We start from the raw sequence: 16,475 nt of genomic DNA, 5'->3' as shown, positions 1-16,475 counted from the left end.
TGTCTTGCAACAAGGCCTCGGGAGTTACACCCGCTTACTCCACCGACTCGATGCGATAGTCGTCGTAGAAAAAGCGGTTCTTGTCCGTGCTGCCATGGAAGAAGTAGCCGTAATCGGACAGGTAGTAGTCGTGGGTCACACGCTCGTATTGGTCCAGCGCCATGCTGCACGACAGCGCCTTGGCCTTGCCACTGAGCGCCGGGTTGAGTTCGCTGGCGTTCAGCTCGCGCTCGACTTTGCACTGGGTGGTTTTGGCCTTGTCGCCATACGTGCCGACAATGCTGTTGAGCGTCTGCGTGGTGACGGTGTAACTCACGGTCTGGCCCACGGGCAGGTTGTTCCAGTCGCCACTGAAGCTCAACTGGCTCGTACTGCGGCTTTCGGCCATACCGCGCCCACCACCGAAGGTGGCCTTGGAGACCAGCGGAATCAAACCACGCCAGCTCACCGACTGGCTCTCGTAGCCTTTGCCACGCGCCAGAATGCCCAACTGCCCGCTCGGAGCGTCGACACTGATGAACAGCTCCTCACCCGCCGTCCCCGGCTTGCCCTGGAAGTTCGACGTGCCCGTGCTGCGCAGGTATTTGAATGTCCGCTGCGGCGGCGGCAGGTTGAGCTGGCTGATCGCCGACAGCACAACCGGATTGACCGACTGCAAGGTAATGCTGACCGGCGCCTTGTGCCGAGGCTTGAACGGCTCCAGCCGCGCGATGGCGTCAGCGCTGCCACAGGCCAGGGCGAACACCGCCTGGTAATCGGCGTTGCTGCCCGAAACCGGTTGCGCGGTCGCGGCCTCGTCGACGCGGCCATCCGACACCCGGTTGCGTGCGTCCAGGTCGTACCCCGCCAGCAGTTTATAGCTGCCCGCTGCACAGTTCAGCGCGAACAACTCGCGTTTCTGCCCGTAGGGTGCGTTGTAGGGCATGTCATTGAGCACGGTCGGGTTGTCGAAAGCCGCCCACAGGCGCGTCTCACCGTTGACTGTCCGCACACTGTTGCGATCCAGCATGACCCAGTTGTTGCGGTCATCGGTCTTGACCATGCGCCAGTCAGGCTTTGCCACTTGGGCACAGGCCTGCACGAAGGTCGGGTTCGCGGCCAGCGCCTCATGCAGCTTCGTACTCAGCTCGCGCGCCGGGGTGTACAGCCGGGGCGCGCCGGGATAAACGCGCTGTGCGCCATCCAGATACAGCAGATAGAGACCGGGCGAGGAGCAATTCGCCTCGAACTGCGCCGACATGTTCACACCGTTGCGAGGGTTGGGGACCGGCACCTGAAAACTCAGCGCATCACCTTCACGCATGACGCTGTCGGAGACCAGCGGCTGGGCCAGCGTGCTTTGCAGGGTATTGTCCAGCGCGCTGTTGGGGTTGGTTGCACAACCGGAAAGAACCAGTGCACTGACGACAAGCAAAAACGGGGGGATGAAACGCACAGGGGACCTCTTCGCATCCATTCATTGAAAAATGCGTGTCGGCCTGAAAAACAGAATCTTTAGCGCCAGGGTGCAACCGGGCGGCGGTCTTTCAGGTCGGGGCCAACAACCCAGCCAACATCGTGCAGAGCGGTGCCTATAATCAGGCGTACGGCCATACGGCAGCAACACGAACGCCTCCGTCACTCAGAAGTGAGCCCCATGATCGATTTGTCGCAACTGGTCGTCGCCATCGATACCCACCGTGAAGGCGCGGCGGTGACGATCCGCCCGCGCATCGAAAATCCCACGCCGTTGACCTTGCGCTATCGCATGACCGTTCGCCAGAACAGCGCGGCGGGCACCTCCAGCATCAATCAGCAGGGAGACTTGCAGACCGGCGCCACTGGGCCGTTCGTGCAACTGAGCATTCCACCCGAAGCGAAGTGCAACATTCATCTTGAGTTGTTTCAGGAGGGGACGCTGGTCAAGGCCGTCGATCAGCGTTGTGATGAGACGGCCAGCAACTAAAGCAGGGGCAACAGCGGGAGCAGGAGCAGCGGATGTGCTGTCCTTACGCCTTTGCAATCTCCGGCGTCAGCATCCATTCCGCGCTGTCGTTCCACACATCCATGCGGGTGATTTTGCCGTTGCGTACTTCAAAGCGATCCAGATAACGGTTGCCCGAAAAACTGCGCCCATCCGGCCATTCGCCGTACAGCGTGCCGTTGGAATACACCACGGTGTGGTCGCCACGGTCCATCCAGTCAAAATGACCCAACGCCTTTTTCACCCACGCGTAACGGGCACCGTTGAACGCGGTGATGGTCTGTGGATCGGGCATCGCACGGCCGCCCGTAAAGGTGATCTTCACGTCGTCGCTCATGAAGGTCGCCGCCCGGACCGGATCGGGTGCCATAGACGCCTCCAGAAAATTGCTAACAATCTGAACATCTTTATTCATCTCGGACATGGTCGTTCTTCCTCGTTCGCTGAAGGTTCGTAGAAGGCTCAATGCTTCCGCGTGGTGCAGCACGCATTGTTTTGGAGCGAAATAACGGGCCACCCTACGCGCAAACCGCGCATTCAGGGCTGCCATGGACTGGCATCCTACTTGCTAGCAATAAATTTACAAGTGCTAGCAATCAGGAGTGTCATCCATGCCCTTCCGGTTTCCAAACGTGCAACGCCTGCTGTTTCCCGTGGCAGCGGCTTTCTCCCTTCAACTGGCCATCGGCCCCGGCGCCCAGGCTGCCGAGCCACCGATCAAGGTCGGTCTGGTCGCGGCACTCTCGGGACAATCGGCCAAATCCGGTGAAGCCCTGACCCGAGGCCTGACCATGGCCATCAACGAAGTCAACGCCAAAGGCGGCGTGCTCGGGCGACCGCTTGAGCTGGTGCGTCGTGATGACGAAAGCAACCCGTCCAAAGGCATGCTCGCCGCCCGCGAATTGATTCAGCGGGAAAAAGTCACCGTGCTGTTCGGGGGACTCGACACCCCAGTGTCATTGGCCATCGTGCCACTGGCCAACCAGTTGAAAGTGCCGTTCATGGGCATTTGGGCAGCGGGCACCAAAATCACTGAAAACGGAGCCGCAGATAACTACGTGTTCCGCGTTTCGGCCGTGGACGAATTGGTGGACGAAGCGCTGGTGAAATACGGCGCGGCCCAAGGCATGAAGAAGCCCGGCATGATCCTGATCAACAACCCGTGGGGCGAATCCAACGAAGCGGGCTTCAAGCGCGCACTGGAAAAACGCGGGCTGGAAAACGCCGGTGTCGAGCGTATTCAGGACAGCGATCTGGACGTGGTCCCGCAACTGACCCGCCTGAAAAACGCAGGTGCCGATACCCTGTTGATGGTCGGCAACGTCGGCCCGTCGGCGCAGGTGGTCAAATCCCTCGACCGCATGGGCTGGGACGTGCCGGTGGTGTCGCACTGGGGACCGGCAGGTGGCCGCTTCGGTGAGTTGGCCGGCCCCAGTGCCTCGCGCGTGCACTTCATTCAGACCTACGTGTTCACCGACCACAACAACCCGAAAGGCGACGCCCTGCTCGCTTCGTTGAAAACCGCCTACCCGCAGATCAAGACCCTCGCTGACGTGACACCTGCCGTCGGCATCGCCAACGCCTACGACGCGCTGCACCTGAGCGCGCTGGCCATCGCCAAAGCGGGTAATACCGATGGAAAGGCCGTGCGCGACGGGTTCTACGGCATCACTGAATACGACGGTTTGATCAAAGATTACAAACAGCCCTTCACCGCGCAGAAGCACGACGCACTGGGGCCTGACGACTACGTGTTCACCCATTTCGTGGGTGATCAGATCGTACCGCTCAAGCCCTGAATCACGCCGTCTCTTCAATCGTCAAGGTTCATCAAGGATCACGCCAATGTTCACCGCCGCCATCGTCACCGGCCTCGGGCTGGGCAGCATGTACGCCCTGCTGGCCCTGGGGTTTCACCTGACCTATGTGGTTTCGCGCACGGTCAATTTCGCTCAGGGCAGCGCCATGATGGTCGGCGCGGTGCTGGGCTACACGCTGTGCATCACCTGGGGGCTGTCGCTGTGGTTGGCGTTGCCGCTGACACTGTTGCTCAGCGCAGTTTACGGGTTGGCGATCGAGCGCTGGCTGGTGCGACCGTTTCACAGCCGTGGCTCGCAAGCATGGCTGCTGGCGACCGTGGCGGGCGGGATTCTGGTGGACAACCTGGCCCTGTTCACGTTTGGCAAGGAGCCACGTCAGTTCGAAAGCAGCCTGGTCAATCTGAAGGTTGAGTTGTTCGGCAACGGCATCGGCGCGCTGCAACTGCTGATTCCATTGGTGGGTGCGGCCATTGCGCTGGCCCTGTTTCTAATCCGTCGCTACACACGGCTGGGCAAGGTGCTGGAAGCCTGTGTGCAAAACCCCAAAGCCGCGATGCTCATGGGCATCAACGTCAACCGGGTGGTGGCCATCGCCTTCGCGTTGTCGACCGTGTTCGCGGCGGTCGCCGGTCTGCTGATCGCACCACTGTTCAGCGTGAATGCCGAGATGGGCATGCTGTTCGGCCTCAAGGCCTTTGCCGTGGCGATTCTCGGTGGCATTTCCAGCGCAGGCGGCGTGTTTGGCGCCGGGTTGCTGTTCGGCTTGACCGAAGCGTTGATCACCCTGTATTTCGGCTCGGCGTTTACCCAGATCTTCACCTTCGCCCTGGTGATTCTGGCCTTGGCGATCCGTCCCAACGGCCTGTTCGGTCGCGCTGCACTGGTGAAAGTATGAAAGACATGAAAACCCTGCTCGGCCCCGTTTCCATTACAACGCTGGCGCTGGTCAGCATCGTCGCCGCCTTTGTACTCGACAGCTATTCGCTGCTGGTCTTCACCCTGTGCGCACTGGCCGCCGTGGTCGGTGTCGGCCTTAACGTGTTGATCGGTTTAAGCGGCCAGATTTCGTTCGGCCACATCGCGTTTTATGCCATCGGCGCCTACCTCTCGGCGCTGATGACCCTCGCCGGAACGCCGCTGTGGCTGGCCGTCCCGGTGGCCGGTATCGCGGCGGGCGGCATCGGTGCCTTGTTGGCGATCCCCGCCTTGCGAGTGACCGGGCCGTACCTGGCGATGATCACCATTGCCTTCTCGTTCGTGGTGCATCACAGCCTGATCGAGTGGCGCGACGTGACCGGCGGCTCCAATGGCCTGATGGGCATTCCGCTGCCGGAATTCGCCGGGCTTGACCCTTCGATTTTGCTGGCGTTGATCGCCACAGCGCTGATGATCGGTGCGCTGGCGTTTTACCAGCGCCTGCATCACAGCGGCTGGGGCAAGGCAATGCGCGCGGTGAAGGCCTCAGAAATCGCCGCACGCTCGCTGGGTTTCAACCCGGTGCTGAGCAAAACCCTGGCCTTCGCCCTCTCGGCACTGCTGACGGGCCTGGCCGGTGCGTTGCTGGCGCCGCTGCTGATGTTCATCAACCCGGAATCCTTTCCCTTTTCGCAATCGATTCTGTTCGTGCTGGCGGTGATCGTCGGCGGCAGCGGCACGCTGTTCGGGCCAGTGCTGGGTGCGTTGTTGATCGTACTGGTGCCTGAGTTGCTGTCGGACTTCGCGGAGTACCGTCTGCTGATTTTCTCGGTGTTGCTGCTGGTGGTCTTGTGGATCGCCCCCAATGGCCTGCTGGGTGCCCTCGCCCGTCGCTGGATCAAACCTGCGCTGCTGACGCCGCCCAGCCAGATCGATCACGCGCGGATCGCTAAATATCTGAGCCAACGCACACACCGCGATGGCTTGCACATCCGCGACATCGGCATCCGCTTCGGTGGCGTGCAGGCGGCACAACACGTCAACTTGCACGCGCCGTCCGGCAGCATCACCAGCATCATCGGCCCCAACGGTGCCGGTAAAACCACAGTGCTGAACATGATCAGCGGGTTCTACAGCCCCGACAGCGGCCAGATCGAACTGGGCCAGCCATTGGCCGGTCTGCCCGCGTGGAAAACCGCTCGCGCCGGGATCGCCCGCACCTACCAGACCACCCAGTTATTCGGCGAAATGTCGGTACTGGACAACGTCCTGGTGGCGATGCAACAGGGCCGACTGGGCGGCATCTTCCGTCTCTGCACGAGTGAGCAACGCAGCCTTGCCCTGAACCTGCTGGCGTTGGTGGGCTATCGCGGCGCAGTCAACATTCCCGCTGATGATTTGCCCCACGTCGACCGGCGTCTGGTGGAAATTGCCCGGGCATTGGCCACCGCTCCGTCCGTGTTGTTGCTGGACGAACCCGCTGCGGGCCTGAGCCGACGGGACACCGATGCGCTCGCGGTTCTGTTGCGGCGACTGGCGGCGTTCGGCCTGACCGTCATCCTCGTGGAACACGACATGGCGTTGGTGATGGCCGTTTCCGAACGCCTGCTGGTACTCGACGCGGGCAAGCCGATCACCGTGGGCACGCCTGCCGAGGTTCAGCAGGACGAGCGCGTCATCGCGGCGTATCTGGGCGGCACCGAGTATCAGGCCACACCTCGCGATCAAGCGTGGGACGGCAGCCACGATGCGCGCCTCTACGTGAAGGATCTGGTCATCGACTACGGCGCAGCGCCCGTGGTGAACAGGGTCAATCTGGTGGTGAATCCGGGGGAACTGGTGGCGATTCTCGGTGCCAACGGCGCAGGCAAATCGAGCATCCTGCAATGCCTGGCGGGCCTGCATCGCGCGTCGGGGGGCAGCGTATTGCTGGACAACGAAAGCATCGAGCAGGCCAGCGCCAGCAGCATCGCGGCGCAAGGCCTGGCGCTGGTGCCGGAAGGACGCCAGGTGTTCCCTTACCTGAGCGTGCGCGACAACCTGCTGCTGGGCAGCTATTCCCGTCGCGACGCAGTGGATGCGGATGCTGAAATCGACGCCATTCTGCGCCGCTTCCCGCGCCTGCGGGATCGCATCGACAGCCCAGCGGGCCTGCTGTCCGGTGGCGAACAACAGATGGTCGCGGTGGGGCGCGGGCTGATGGCGAAACCGAAAATCCTGCTGCTGGATGAACCGTCTCTGGGCCTCTCGCCGTCGATGATCGGCGAGCTGTACGACGCCCTCGCCGCCTTGCGCGACGAAGGCGTGACCCTGCTGCTGGTGGATCAGATGGCCAATCTTGCCCTGCAAGTCGCCGACCGCGCCTATGTGCTGGAAACCGGTCAGGTGATCAAATCCGGCAGCGCGGCCGAGTTGCGGGAAGACAGCGATCTGGCAGCGGCCTACCTCGGTGAAGGGGCCTGCGCATGAGTGCCCTGATCATCCGCAATGCCCGGATGGGTAACGACGGTGCGTTGACGACGCTGCATGTCGAACACGGGCGCTTCGTCGAGGCGTTGAGTCGCAATGCCATCGTCAGCGAGACACTCGACCTCGAAGGCAAGCTGCTGCTCCCCGGCCTGATCGAAACCCACATTCATCTGGATAAGGCCTGCATCATGCAGCGCTGCCAGTTGCAGGCCGGAACGCTGGCCGAAGCGGTGCAGCAGACCCGCGCCGCCAAGGCGGAATTCACTGAAAACGACGTGTACCAACGGGGCTCGCGGGTGCTGGATAAAGCAATCCTGCAAGGCACCACTCACATGCGCACCCACGTTGAACTCGACCCGCAGATCGGCCTGATCGGTTTCAACGCCATTCGCCGTTTGCAGGCCGACTACGCGTGGGCGATCACTCTCGATATTTGCGTGTTTCCCCAAGAGGGTTTGCTCAACAATCCCGGCACCGAGGCGCTGTTGCGTCACGGGCTGGAGAACGGCGCGACGGTGCTGGGCGGTTGCCCCTACACCGACAGCGATCCGTTGGGGCAGATTGATCGACTGTTCGAACTGGCCGTCGACTACGACTGCGATCTGGACCTGCATCTGGATTTCGACCTCAACCCACAAGGCATGACCGTGGACCACGTGGTGCAGTGCACCGAACGCTACGGTTGGGCTGGCCGCGTGACCATCGGCCATGTGACCAAACTGTCGGCTTTGCCGATGGAGACGTTGTTAGCGCTGGGAATTCGACTGGCCGAAGCGGGCGTGCAGGTGACTTGCCTGCCGAGCACCGACCTGTTTCTGACCGGGCGCGAGCACTTCCACAACAAACCTCGCGGGCTGGCGCCGCTGGCGCATTTGCACGCCTGCGGGGTGACCTGCTCGCTGTCGACCAACAACCTCGGTAACCCGTTCACGCCCTATGGCGATGCGTCGCTGGTGCGTCAGGCCAATCTGTTCGCCAACGTCAGCCAGCTCGGCACGACCGCAGAACTGTTGCAATGCCTGGGCTGGGTTTCTCACGAATCAGCGCGCATGTTGCGTCTGCCCAACTACGGCCTGACGCCCGGCTGCCACGCCGATTTCATCGTTTTCGACGCCCCCTCACCCGCCGCCGTCATCGCCGAAATCAGCACGCCGTTGATGGGGTACAAACGGGGGAAGCGGACGTTTGAAAGGCCGGTCGGCAGGTTGTTGTGCCCTGATTGATCTTTTCAACCTGGCAAACGATGAAACCTTGTGGGAGTGAACTTGCTCACGATAACGGTGCGTCAGTCACGTTCAATGCGTCGGTTTAAACGCGTTCGTGAGCAAGCTCACTCCCACACACTGGGCATCGAACACATCAATCACTCAACGCCTGCCTGAGATTGAATTCCGCGGGCGCCTCGGCCTCCAGCGCCAACTGCCCTTCCAGTTCGTCCAGGTGCTCGATCATCACTGCCACGGCCTTCTCATGATCACCCTCCTCCAGCGCGGTGATGATCTGCTGGTGCTCATCCGACGCACAGGACGGCACGTCGTTGCGCTGGTACAAGGCGACGATCAGCGAGCTTCGCACCATCAGGTTGCCAAGGATGTCGCTCAGGACGGTATTCCCGCAAATCGCGCCGAGCATCAGGTGAAACTCGCTCAACTCGCGGACGATGGCCCGACGATCCGTGTCATTGGTCGCCTTGCGCTCGTTATTCATATGGGTGGCGATGCGCTGACGTTGCTTGCGCATGATCGCCGGGGTGATGGACTCGACGATCGCCCGCTCGATGGCCCGACGTGCGCTGAAAATATCCCGCGCTTCCTTGGCTGTCGGCTGCGACACCATGGCCCCGCGGTTGGCTTCGATGGTGACCACCTTCTGCAACGCCAGACGCTGCAACGCGGCCTGCACATGATTGCGGTTGGCACTCAGGGTCTCGACGATCTGCGCTTCGATCAAACGCGTGCCCGGCGGCAGGCGATGCTGCGCAATGGCCTTGTACAACGCATCGACGATACGTTGCACCTCCTGCTGTTTGGCGGTGACAGTGCTCAAGCCCATCCGGTCCTCGTTCTCGCAATCAATCGTTCACTGCCCGTGCAGCAAGGTCTGGCGGGCAACGGGCGGCATTATCCGCCAGCGCCCGAGACACGGCAAACCCGACGTGAAGCGTTTCAGTCACGCAGCCCCAACCCCAGGCCTTCGCCACGGGGATCGTGCATCGCGTGCAGAAAACCGTCGCGGTCCACGCTGATCACCCCGGCATGCCCGGTCATCGGGCTTAGCGATGGAATCATTTCCACTTCGTGGCCCAAATCAGCCAGTCCCACTGCAGTTTCAGGGCTGATGTCGCCTTCCAGCTTCAGGTTGTCAGTGCTGTCGAAAAAGCTGCGCCCCAATAGGAAACGCGGCATGCGCAGCGCCCGGTCGACGGGTTGACGGTAATCGATCAACTGGCTGGCCAGCACCATCTGGGTTTGCGGCTGACCATCGCCGCCCTGGGTGCCGAAAAAGAAACGGCGACCGTCGTCGGCCAGGTAGCAGGAAGGGTTGAGTGTGTGGGCCGGACGCTTGCCCGGCGCCCAGCCGTTGACGTGCGCAGGATCGGCGTTGAAACCGGCAGCGCGGTTCTGCCACAGCACCCCGGTGTCGCCCAGAATGCAGCCCGAGCCGAAGTCGTGAAACAGGCTCTGAATCAGGCACGCCGTGCGCCCCTCAGTATCGGTGGCGGCCATCCAGATGGTGTCGGCGGGTCGCCCCGGCTCGTTCCACGGTGCAGCGCGTTCATCATCGATGTGCGCGGCGTAACCTGCGAGGGCTTCGGGTGACAGGCTCGCAGCAAAATCCCAATCGGCACGGGCCGGATCGCACAGCTCGGCGTTGCGTCGCAACAGGCCCTGCTTGATGGCCTCGACCAGTCGGTGATAGTACGCCGCGCTGCCATTCTCGATGCCGTCGAACGGTTTGTGCTGCAACGCCCCCAAGGCCTGCAACGTATAGAGGCCCTGACTTGGCGGCGCGACGTTGAATAAGCGGCCCTCCCGATAACGCACGGAAATCGGCGCCACCTCTGGCGCTTGCGTGGCGCGCAAGTCCGCCGTGCTCAAACCACAACCCAAACGCACGAAAGCTTCGCCAAAGGCACTCGCCAGTTCACCCTGATAAAAGTCCCCCACGCCATGGCGCGCCAGGTGGCGAAGCGTGTTGGCCAGCTCCGGCTGACGCAGCACATCGCCCTCGCGCATCCAGCGTCCGTCGACTCGGCACAAGCGGTACACGTCCGGCAACTGCTCGATCAACGGCTGACGCAAGGTCTGCCAGAACAACTGCGACTGCGAAACCGTCACACCTGCATCGGCCACCTGCGCTGCGTCGCTCAACAGATCCGCCCAGCCGAATCGCGAACCCCACTGGTGCCGACTGATGTTCGCTGCTGTTTGCCAACTGGCCAAGGCGCCCGCAGTGCTAGCCACCGAACTCGGCCCGCGCACGCCAATGCTCCCTGCTTCAGGCAAGCGCATTCCCGCCTGCCCGATCCCCACGATGGTGCGTACTTCGCGCTCATGGATCATCCAGAGGGCATCGCCGCCCAGGCCCGTCATGTGCGGGAATACAGCACTCAGCATCGCACTGGCCGCCAGCATCGCATCGATCGCCGTTCCGCCCGCCTCCAGAATCCGCAGCCCGGCGGCACTGGCTTCGGTGTGAGGAGTGGTGATGACGGCGCGGCAGGACGTGGCGATCATGATTAGAGGTTCCTCTTTATATTGCTAGCCAAATAAAAATTATTAGCTAGCAAAGCAAGAGCTATGCCTAACCCGTTTGCGATAACCCACCGTTATCTATGGGTCGCAAATACTCATTGGTTCGACCTGACCACGCCCGCCATAGTGGGGCCATAACAACAAGTCAGCCATCGAGGCCCTTTCCATGCCCCGCTCTCCTTCTCGCACCGCTGCGTGCAGACCATGAACCTCGACCGCCGCGATCCGCGGGCCATTGAGGTGATCGACGCTCATCACCATTGTTGGGACTTGTCCCAAGGCAATTACCCCTGGTTGCAACAGGGCTATCTGGGCGAGCGTTTTTTTCTCGGGGCCTATGCACAGCTGCGACGTAATTATCTGCCTGACGATTATCGCGCCGACACCGAGGGTTATCGAATCGTCGGCACGGTGCACATCGAGGCCGAGCGCGCTCGGACACAACAAGTGGACGAAACCCGCTGGCTGCATCAGTTACGGTTGAGCAGTGGCCTGCCATCGGTGCTGGTCCCTCATGTCTCGTTTCTTCAGCCCGATCTGCTGGATGTGCTGATCGCGCACACCGCCTTTGCCGAGGTGCGCGGCATTCGCTCCAAGCCGGTGACGGCAGCCGATCCGGCGGGTTCGGTAAAAGGCCAATCCGGCTCGCTGCAGGACCCGGCCTGGCTTGACGGGCTGGCGAAGCTGGAGCGGTTTGGCTTGTCTTGGGATTTGCGTGTGCCGTTCTGGCACCTGCAGGAAGCCGCTGAAGTGGCGAAGCTGTTTCCCGGCATCGCGATCATGCTCAACCACACCGGCCTGCCACTGGATCGCTCCCCGTCAGGGCTGGCGCTGTGGCGCAAGGGCATGGAGGCACTGGCGGACGCGCCCAACGTTTACGTCAAGCTGTCGGAGTTGGGCCTGCGCGGCGGGCGCTGGGACCCGATTTCCAATGCTCAGGTATTGCGCGAGGCGGTGTCGATCTTCGGCACCGAGCGCGCAGTGTTCGCCAGCAACCTGCCGGTGTCCGGACTGAGCGCCTCGTTCGACACATTGTTCAATGGGGTACTGGCCGCCGTGAACGATCTGGACCAAACCGCCGTCGACGCCATTTTCGCCCACAACGCGCGCCGCTTTTATCGGATGTGACACTCCTCGCTCGCGGGATGCGAGCTTTCGACGCCCAATAACGCCAACAATAAAGGTCAAGACATGAACACCACACAAAGCGCGTCCCCCACCGTGGGGACGGTGGCCGGTGCTGCCACCTACGAAGACAGGCTGTTTCGCAAAATCGCCTGGCGCCTGCTGCCGATCCTGATGCTCGGTTATCTGGCAGCGTCGATTGATCGGGTCAACGTCGGTTTCGCCAAACTGCATATGGCTCAGGAGCTGGGCTTCAGCGATGCGGTATACGGGTTCGGCGCCGGGGTGTTCTTTCTCGGCTATTTCTTCTTCGAAGTCCCCAGCAGCGTGATTCTGCACAAGGTCGGCGCGAGACTGTGGATTGCCCGGATCATGGCGACCTGGGGCATCATTTCTGCGCTGACCATGTTCGTCAGTTCGCCGTGGCAATTCTATGTCGTGCGGTTTCTATTGGGGGTCGCCGAAGCGGGCTTCATCCCCGGCGTCATTTATTACCTGACCCTCTGGTTCCCGGCCCAGCGCCGTGGCCGGATCATGGGCGTCTTCTACATCGCTCTGGCGCTGGCCGGGTTCATCGGCGGGCCGGTGTCCGGCCTGATCCTGCAAACCATGCAAGGTGTCTGGGGCCTGGCCGCGTGGAAATGGCTGTTCATCATCGAAGCCATTCCCACCGTGCTGATCGCCGGGCTGGTGCTGACCAAGCTGGACAACAACGTGCAATCGGCCAAATGGCTCGACCCGCAAGAACGGCAGCACGTGCAAGGCCTCATCGATGCCGAGTCCGGTCAGAAGAGCCACATGCCACTGCGGGTACTGTTCGCTAACAGGCACGTGCAGGTGCTGAGCCTGATTTTCTTCTGCGACATCTTCGCGATGTACGGTCTGGGCTTCTGGATGCCGACGCTGATCAGCAACATGGGCGTGCACAACGACCTGACCATCGGCCTGATGTCCGCGTTGCCGAGTATTTTTGCCGTGATCAGCATGGTGCTGGTCAGCCGCAGTTCCGATCGCACGGGCGAGCGCCGCCTGCATCTGGTGCTGCTCTATGCGCTGGGTGCCATCGGCCTGGCGCTGTCGATCACTTGGCAGAAGGACCCGGTGCTGGGCATTCTGGCGCTGTGCATCGCCAACATGGGCATTCTCGCCACCCCGGCGTTGTTCTGGAACCTGCCCACCGCGATGCTGGGCGGCGCTGCGGCAGCGGCGGGGATTGCGCTGATCAATTCATTCGCCAACCTGGCCGGTTTTCTCGGACCGTATCTGGTGGGCTATGCCAAGCAGTTGAGTGGCAATACGGAGTCGGCGGTGTGGTTGATGGTGATTGTGTTGGTGGTGGGTGGGGCGTTGATTTTGACGGTGCCTGCGAAACTGGTGAATAAAGCCCCGGCACTGTGACGGGGCCGAAAAAGCTAACGTAGGCTCCAGGCACAATACGTGTGAGCAGGCTCCACAGTGATCGGGGCGGATCCATTCCATTCCTTTTGTTTGACACCGCACTTGTGGGAGCCGCCTTGGTGGCGAAGGCGGTGGGTCAGGCAACGCACTGATAACGCACCAGACGCTTTCGCCAGCAAGCCGGCTCCCACAGGGTTGCACAAATTTAACATTCGCTTCTGCTTCTGCTCTTGCTTCTGCCCTTCATACACAAATAGCCCAGACACCGCCGGACGCGACTTGGGTGCTGGCTGAGCGCTGGTGTCGTGGAGTGGGTTGAGCCGCATGGATGCGGCGAGAGCGAGGTGGCCATGGATGGCCATCCCTCGCGTGCCCACGGAGCGGCGCCGGAGTGAGGGGACCCGGCGCAGCCGGGCCAAACCAGGAGCAATGGTTTTTGGTGACTTTTTTCCGAAAGAAAAAGTTACCCGCTGTAAAAGCGGAAAGGTGATTAAGCGTCACCTACGCCAATGGATATGCCCCCATGCAAGGACCAAGTTTTTGTCAGCCTGCACCCAAGTCGCATTCGGCGGTGTTTGGGCTATTTGTGTATGAAGAGCAGAAGCAAGAGCCAAGCACCAAGCGCCGACTAGAACAACCCCATCTGCCCACCAATCAACGTACCGAAATCATCGTCGACAAAGGGCAAAATCGCATCCGCAATGGGCTGTAATTGCCGGGTGATGTAGTGGTCGTAATCGATCTGCGCGCTGCGGCATTCCAGCGGTTCGGGGCCCGCTACGGTGATGACGTAGCTGATCCAGCCCCGGTTCTGGTATTGCAGCGGGCGGCCCTGCTGGCGGTTGTGATCGTCGGCGATGCGAGCCGCGCGCACATGGGGCGGGACGTTGCGCTCGTAGTCGTCCAGCGCCCGGCGCAGGCGCTTGCGGTAGACCAACTGGTCGTCCATCTCCCCGGCCAACGTCTTGCGCACGTAATCGCGCACGTAATCCTGATAGGGGCGGCGCTGGAAGATGCGCTGATACAACTCCTTCTGAAACACCTGGGCCAGCGGCGACCAGTCGGTGCGCACGCTTTCAAGGCCCTTGTAGACCATTTCGTCCTCGCCGTTGGCGCGGGTGACCAACCCCGCATAACGCTTCTTGCTGCCCTCCTCCGCACCACGAATGGTCGGCATCAGGAAACGTTTGAAGTGGGTCTCGAATTGCAACTCCAGCGCGCTTTCCAGACGGTATGTGTCACGCAAGTGCTCGCGCCACCAGTCGTTGACGCCCTTGACCAACGCTTTGCCAATCTGCGCCGCTTCGTCCTGGCCGTGGGGTCGTTTCAGCCAGACAAAGGTGGAATCGGTGTCGCCGTAAATCACCTCGTACCCTTGTGCTTCGATGAGTTGGCGGGTCTGGCGCATGATCTGATGCCCGCGCATCGTGATCGACGACGCTAAACGGGTATCGAAGAAGCGGCAACCACTGGAACCCAGCACGCCGTAAAACGCGTTCATGATGATTTTCAGTGCCTGCGACAACGGCGCGTTGCGTTCACGCTTGGCCGCTTCGCGCCCTGCGGCCACCCGCGCGACGATGGACGGCAGGCAATGCCGGGTCCGGGAGAAACGACCGCCGCGAAAGCCTTCCACCGAATCGCGGTCGTCGGGGTGCTTCAGGCCCTCGATCAAACCCACCGGATCAATGAGAAAGCTGCGAATGATCGAGGGATACAGGCTCTTGTAATCCAGCACCAGGACCGACTCGTATAAACCAGGCCGCGAGTCCATGACAAACCCACCGGGACTCGCTTCCGGCATCCGCTCGCCCAGATTCGGCGCGACGAAGCCCTGGCGGTGCATCAGCGGCATGTACAAATGCTCGAACGCGGCCACCGAACCGCCGCTGCGATCGGCGGGCAGGCCGGTGACCGTCGCGCGCTCCAGAAGAAACGTCAGCAGTTCGGTCTTCTCGAAAATCCGCGTGACCAGCTCGCAATCCTTGAGGTTGTAGCGCGCCAGCGAGGGTTTGTCCTCGGCGAACATGCGATTGATTTCGTCCATGCGCTGGTAAGGGTTATCGATGGACTTGCCCTCGCCCAACAGGGTTTGCGCGACATTTTCCAGACTGAAGGAGGGAAAGCTCCAGGTCGCCGAACGCAAGGCCTCGATGCCATCGATGATCAAACGCCCTGCTGCCGAAGCGAAGAAATGGTTATTACGCGCCCCATGCTCGCGCCAGCCCATGGCCTCGCCATCGCGCCCCAGACGCAAGGGCACGTTGAGGCGTCGAGAATGCTCGTGCAGCACCCGCAAATCGAACTGCACGAGGTTCCAGCCGATGATCGCGTCAGGGTCATGCTGGGCCATCCAGTCGTTGAGGCGTTCCAGCAACGCTGCGCGGCTGTCGCAATAGTCGAACGAGAAATCTACCTTCGATGCATCGCCGTTAGGCGGGCCGAGCATGTACACCTGACGCTCGCCACAGCCTTCCAGAGCGATGGAATACAGCTCGCCGCGCTCGGTGGTTTCGATGTCCAGCGAGACCAGTTTCAATCGAGGGCGGTAATCAGGCGCAGGCTTCAAGTGTGCGTTGAGCCAGACCCCGCTGGCATCGGGCTGGCCGCTGAACTGCACGGGTGCGGTGATGAAGCGCTCCATGAGATAGCGCTCGGGCGGCCGCACGTCAGCCTCGTAGACATCGACGCTGGCTTTGCGCAGCTCTCGCTCCAGATTCATCAATTGCCGGTGCTGTCGGGTGTACAGCCCCAACACCGGCCGATGGCGGAAGTCACACAATTGCAGGGGCCTGAGCTCGACATGGCTCTCCTGACGCAACACCGCTTCGGCACGCTCGCGATGTAACGCCGGAATGAACGCCGTCGACGTCTGAAGCGGCAGGCGGACATGCCGCGGGCCGTCATCGGTGGCCAACCAGAAGTCGACCTCCGTGCCCGCGTCCGTGTCACGCCAATGCCGGGTCAGGACAAAGCCCTGCTGTACATCCACTGCTGCCGCCTCGAAAACTCAATCACCGAGGCGTGATT

Annotated in this window: 12 protein-coding genes; 7 read left to right on the top strand and 5 right to left on the bottom strand. The window is 61.6% G+C overall.

Annotation, left to right across the window (positions count from 1 at the left end):
• Nucleotides 1-34: 34 nt before the first annotated feature.
• Entirely contained in the window at nucleotides 35-1,435 is a 1,401-nt protein-coding gene (locus tag ACI5GA_RS27535) for a hypothetical protein (protein WP_404638758.1), read from the bottom strand.
• A gap of 201 nt (nucleotides 1,436-1,636) precedes the next feature.
• Here ACI5GA_RS27535 and csgH point away from each other — a divergent pair, with 201 nt between their 5' ends.
• Nucleotides 1,637-1,945, top strand: a complete 309-nt coding sequence (gene csgH, locus ACI5GA_RS27530) for a curli-like amyloid fiber formation chaperone CsgH (protein ID WP_404638756.1) — start codon at nucleotides 1,637-1,639, stop codon at nucleotides 1,943-1,945.
• A gap of 43 nt (nucleotides 1,946-1,988) precedes the next feature.
• Here csgH and ACI5GA_RS27525 read toward each other — a convergent pair whose 3' ends face one another.
• Nucleotides 1,989-2,513, bottom strand: coding sequence for a nuclear transport factor 2 family protein (locus tag ACI5GA_RS27525; RefSeq protein WP_421425110.1), 525 nt, complete (start codon nucleotides 2,511-2,513; stop codon nucleotides 1,989-1,991).
• 61 nt (nucleotides 2,514-2,574) lie between these two features.
• Between ACI5GA_RS27525 and ACI5GA_RS27520 the strand changes: the two genes are divergently transcribed.
• Genes ACI5GA_RS27520 through ACI5GA_RS27505 form a run of 4 tightly spaced genes read left to right on the top strand, consistent with a single transcriptional unit; the run spans nucleotide 2,575 to nucleotide 8,390 of the window.
• Nucleotides 2,575-3,762 carry an ABC transporter substrate-binding protein gene (locus ACI5GA_RS27520; protein ID WP_404638752.1) on the top strand — a complete coding sequence of 396 codons (1,188 nt, stop codon included), beginning with the start codon at nucleotides 2,575-2,577 and terminating at the stop codon, nucleotides 3,760-3,762.
• A gap of 46 nt (nucleotides 3,763-3,808) precedes the next feature.
• Entirely contained in the window at nucleotides 3,809-4,678 is an 870-nt protein-coding gene (locus ACI5GA_RS27515; protein WP_421425109.1) for a branched-chain amino acid ABC transporter permease, read from the top strand.
• A 5-nt stretch (nucleotides 4,679-4,683) separates the two neighbouring features.
• Nucleotides 4,684-7,167 (top strand): ATP-binding cassette domain-containing protein, encoded by a 2,484-nt coding sequence (locus ACI5GA_RS27510; RefSeq protein ID WP_421425550.1) that lies wholly within the window; start codon nucleotides 4,684-4,686, stop codon nucleotides 7,165-7,167.
• Entirely contained in the window at nucleotides 7,164-8,390 is a 1,227-nt protein-coding gene (locus tag ACI5GA_RS27505) for an amidohydrolase family protein (RefSeq protein WP_421425108.1), read from the top strand. The genes ACI5GA_RS27510 and ACI5GA_RS27505 overlap by 4 nt, the downstream gene beginning before the upstream one ends.
• A gap of 136 nt (nucleotides 8,391-8,526) precedes the next feature.
• On the opposite strand, the gene ACI5GA_RS27500 is transcribed toward ACI5GA_RS27505, so the two are convergent.
• Nucleotides 8,527-9,219 carry a GntR family transcriptional regulator gene (locus tag ACI5GA_RS27500; protein WP_404638744.1) on the bottom strand — a complete coding sequence of 231 codons (693 nt, stop codon included), beginning with the start codon at nucleotides 9,217-9,219 and terminating at the stop codon, nucleotides 8,527-8,529.
• A gap of 113 nt (nucleotides 9,220-9,332) precedes the next feature.
• Nucleotides 9,333-10,904, bottom strand: coding sequence for a gamma-glutamyltransferase family protein (locus ACI5GA_RS27495; RefSeq protein WP_421425107.1), 1,572 nt, complete (start codon nucleotides 10,902-10,904; stop codon nucleotides 9,333-9,335).
• 222 nt (nucleotides 10,905-11,126) lie between these two features.
• Here ACI5GA_RS27495 and ACI5GA_RS27490 point away from each other — a divergent pair, with 222 nt between their 5' ends.
• The gene (locus ACI5GA_RS27490; protein WP_404638740.1) at nucleotides 11,127-12,050 is read left to right on the top strand and encodes an amidohydrolase family protein; all 924 of its coding nucleotides are present in this window, start codon (nucleotides 11,127-11,129) and stop codon (nucleotides 12,048-12,050) included.
• A gap of 63 nt (nucleotides 12,051-12,113) precedes the next feature.
• On the top strand, nucleotides 12,114-13,445 hold the full coding sequence (locus ACI5GA_RS27485; RefSeq protein WP_421425105.1) for an MFS transporter: 1,332 nt from the start codon (nucleotides 12,114-12,116) through the stop codon (nucleotides 13,443-13,445).
• Nucleotides 13,446-14,073: 628 nt separating this feature from the next.
• Here the strand turns inward: ACI5GA_RS27485 and ACI5GA_RS27480 are convergent.
• Nucleotides 14,074-16,437, bottom strand: a complete 2,364-nt coding sequence (locus ACI5GA_RS27480) for a DNA polymerase II (RefSeq protein ID WP_421425104.1) — start codon at nucleotides 16,435-16,437, stop codon at nucleotides 14,074-14,076.
• Between the last annotated feature and the right edge of the window lie 38 nt (nucleotides 16,438-16,475).

Origin of the sequence: Pseudomonas sp. Pseu.R1, assembly GCF_045764065.1 — a bacterium.
Lineage (GTDB): Bacteria > Pseudomonadota > Gammaproteobacteria > Pseudomonadales > Pseudomonadaceae > Aquipseudomonas.
Note: the sequence above shows the minus strand (reverse complement) of the source record. Positions and strands in the feature narration are given on the sequence as shown.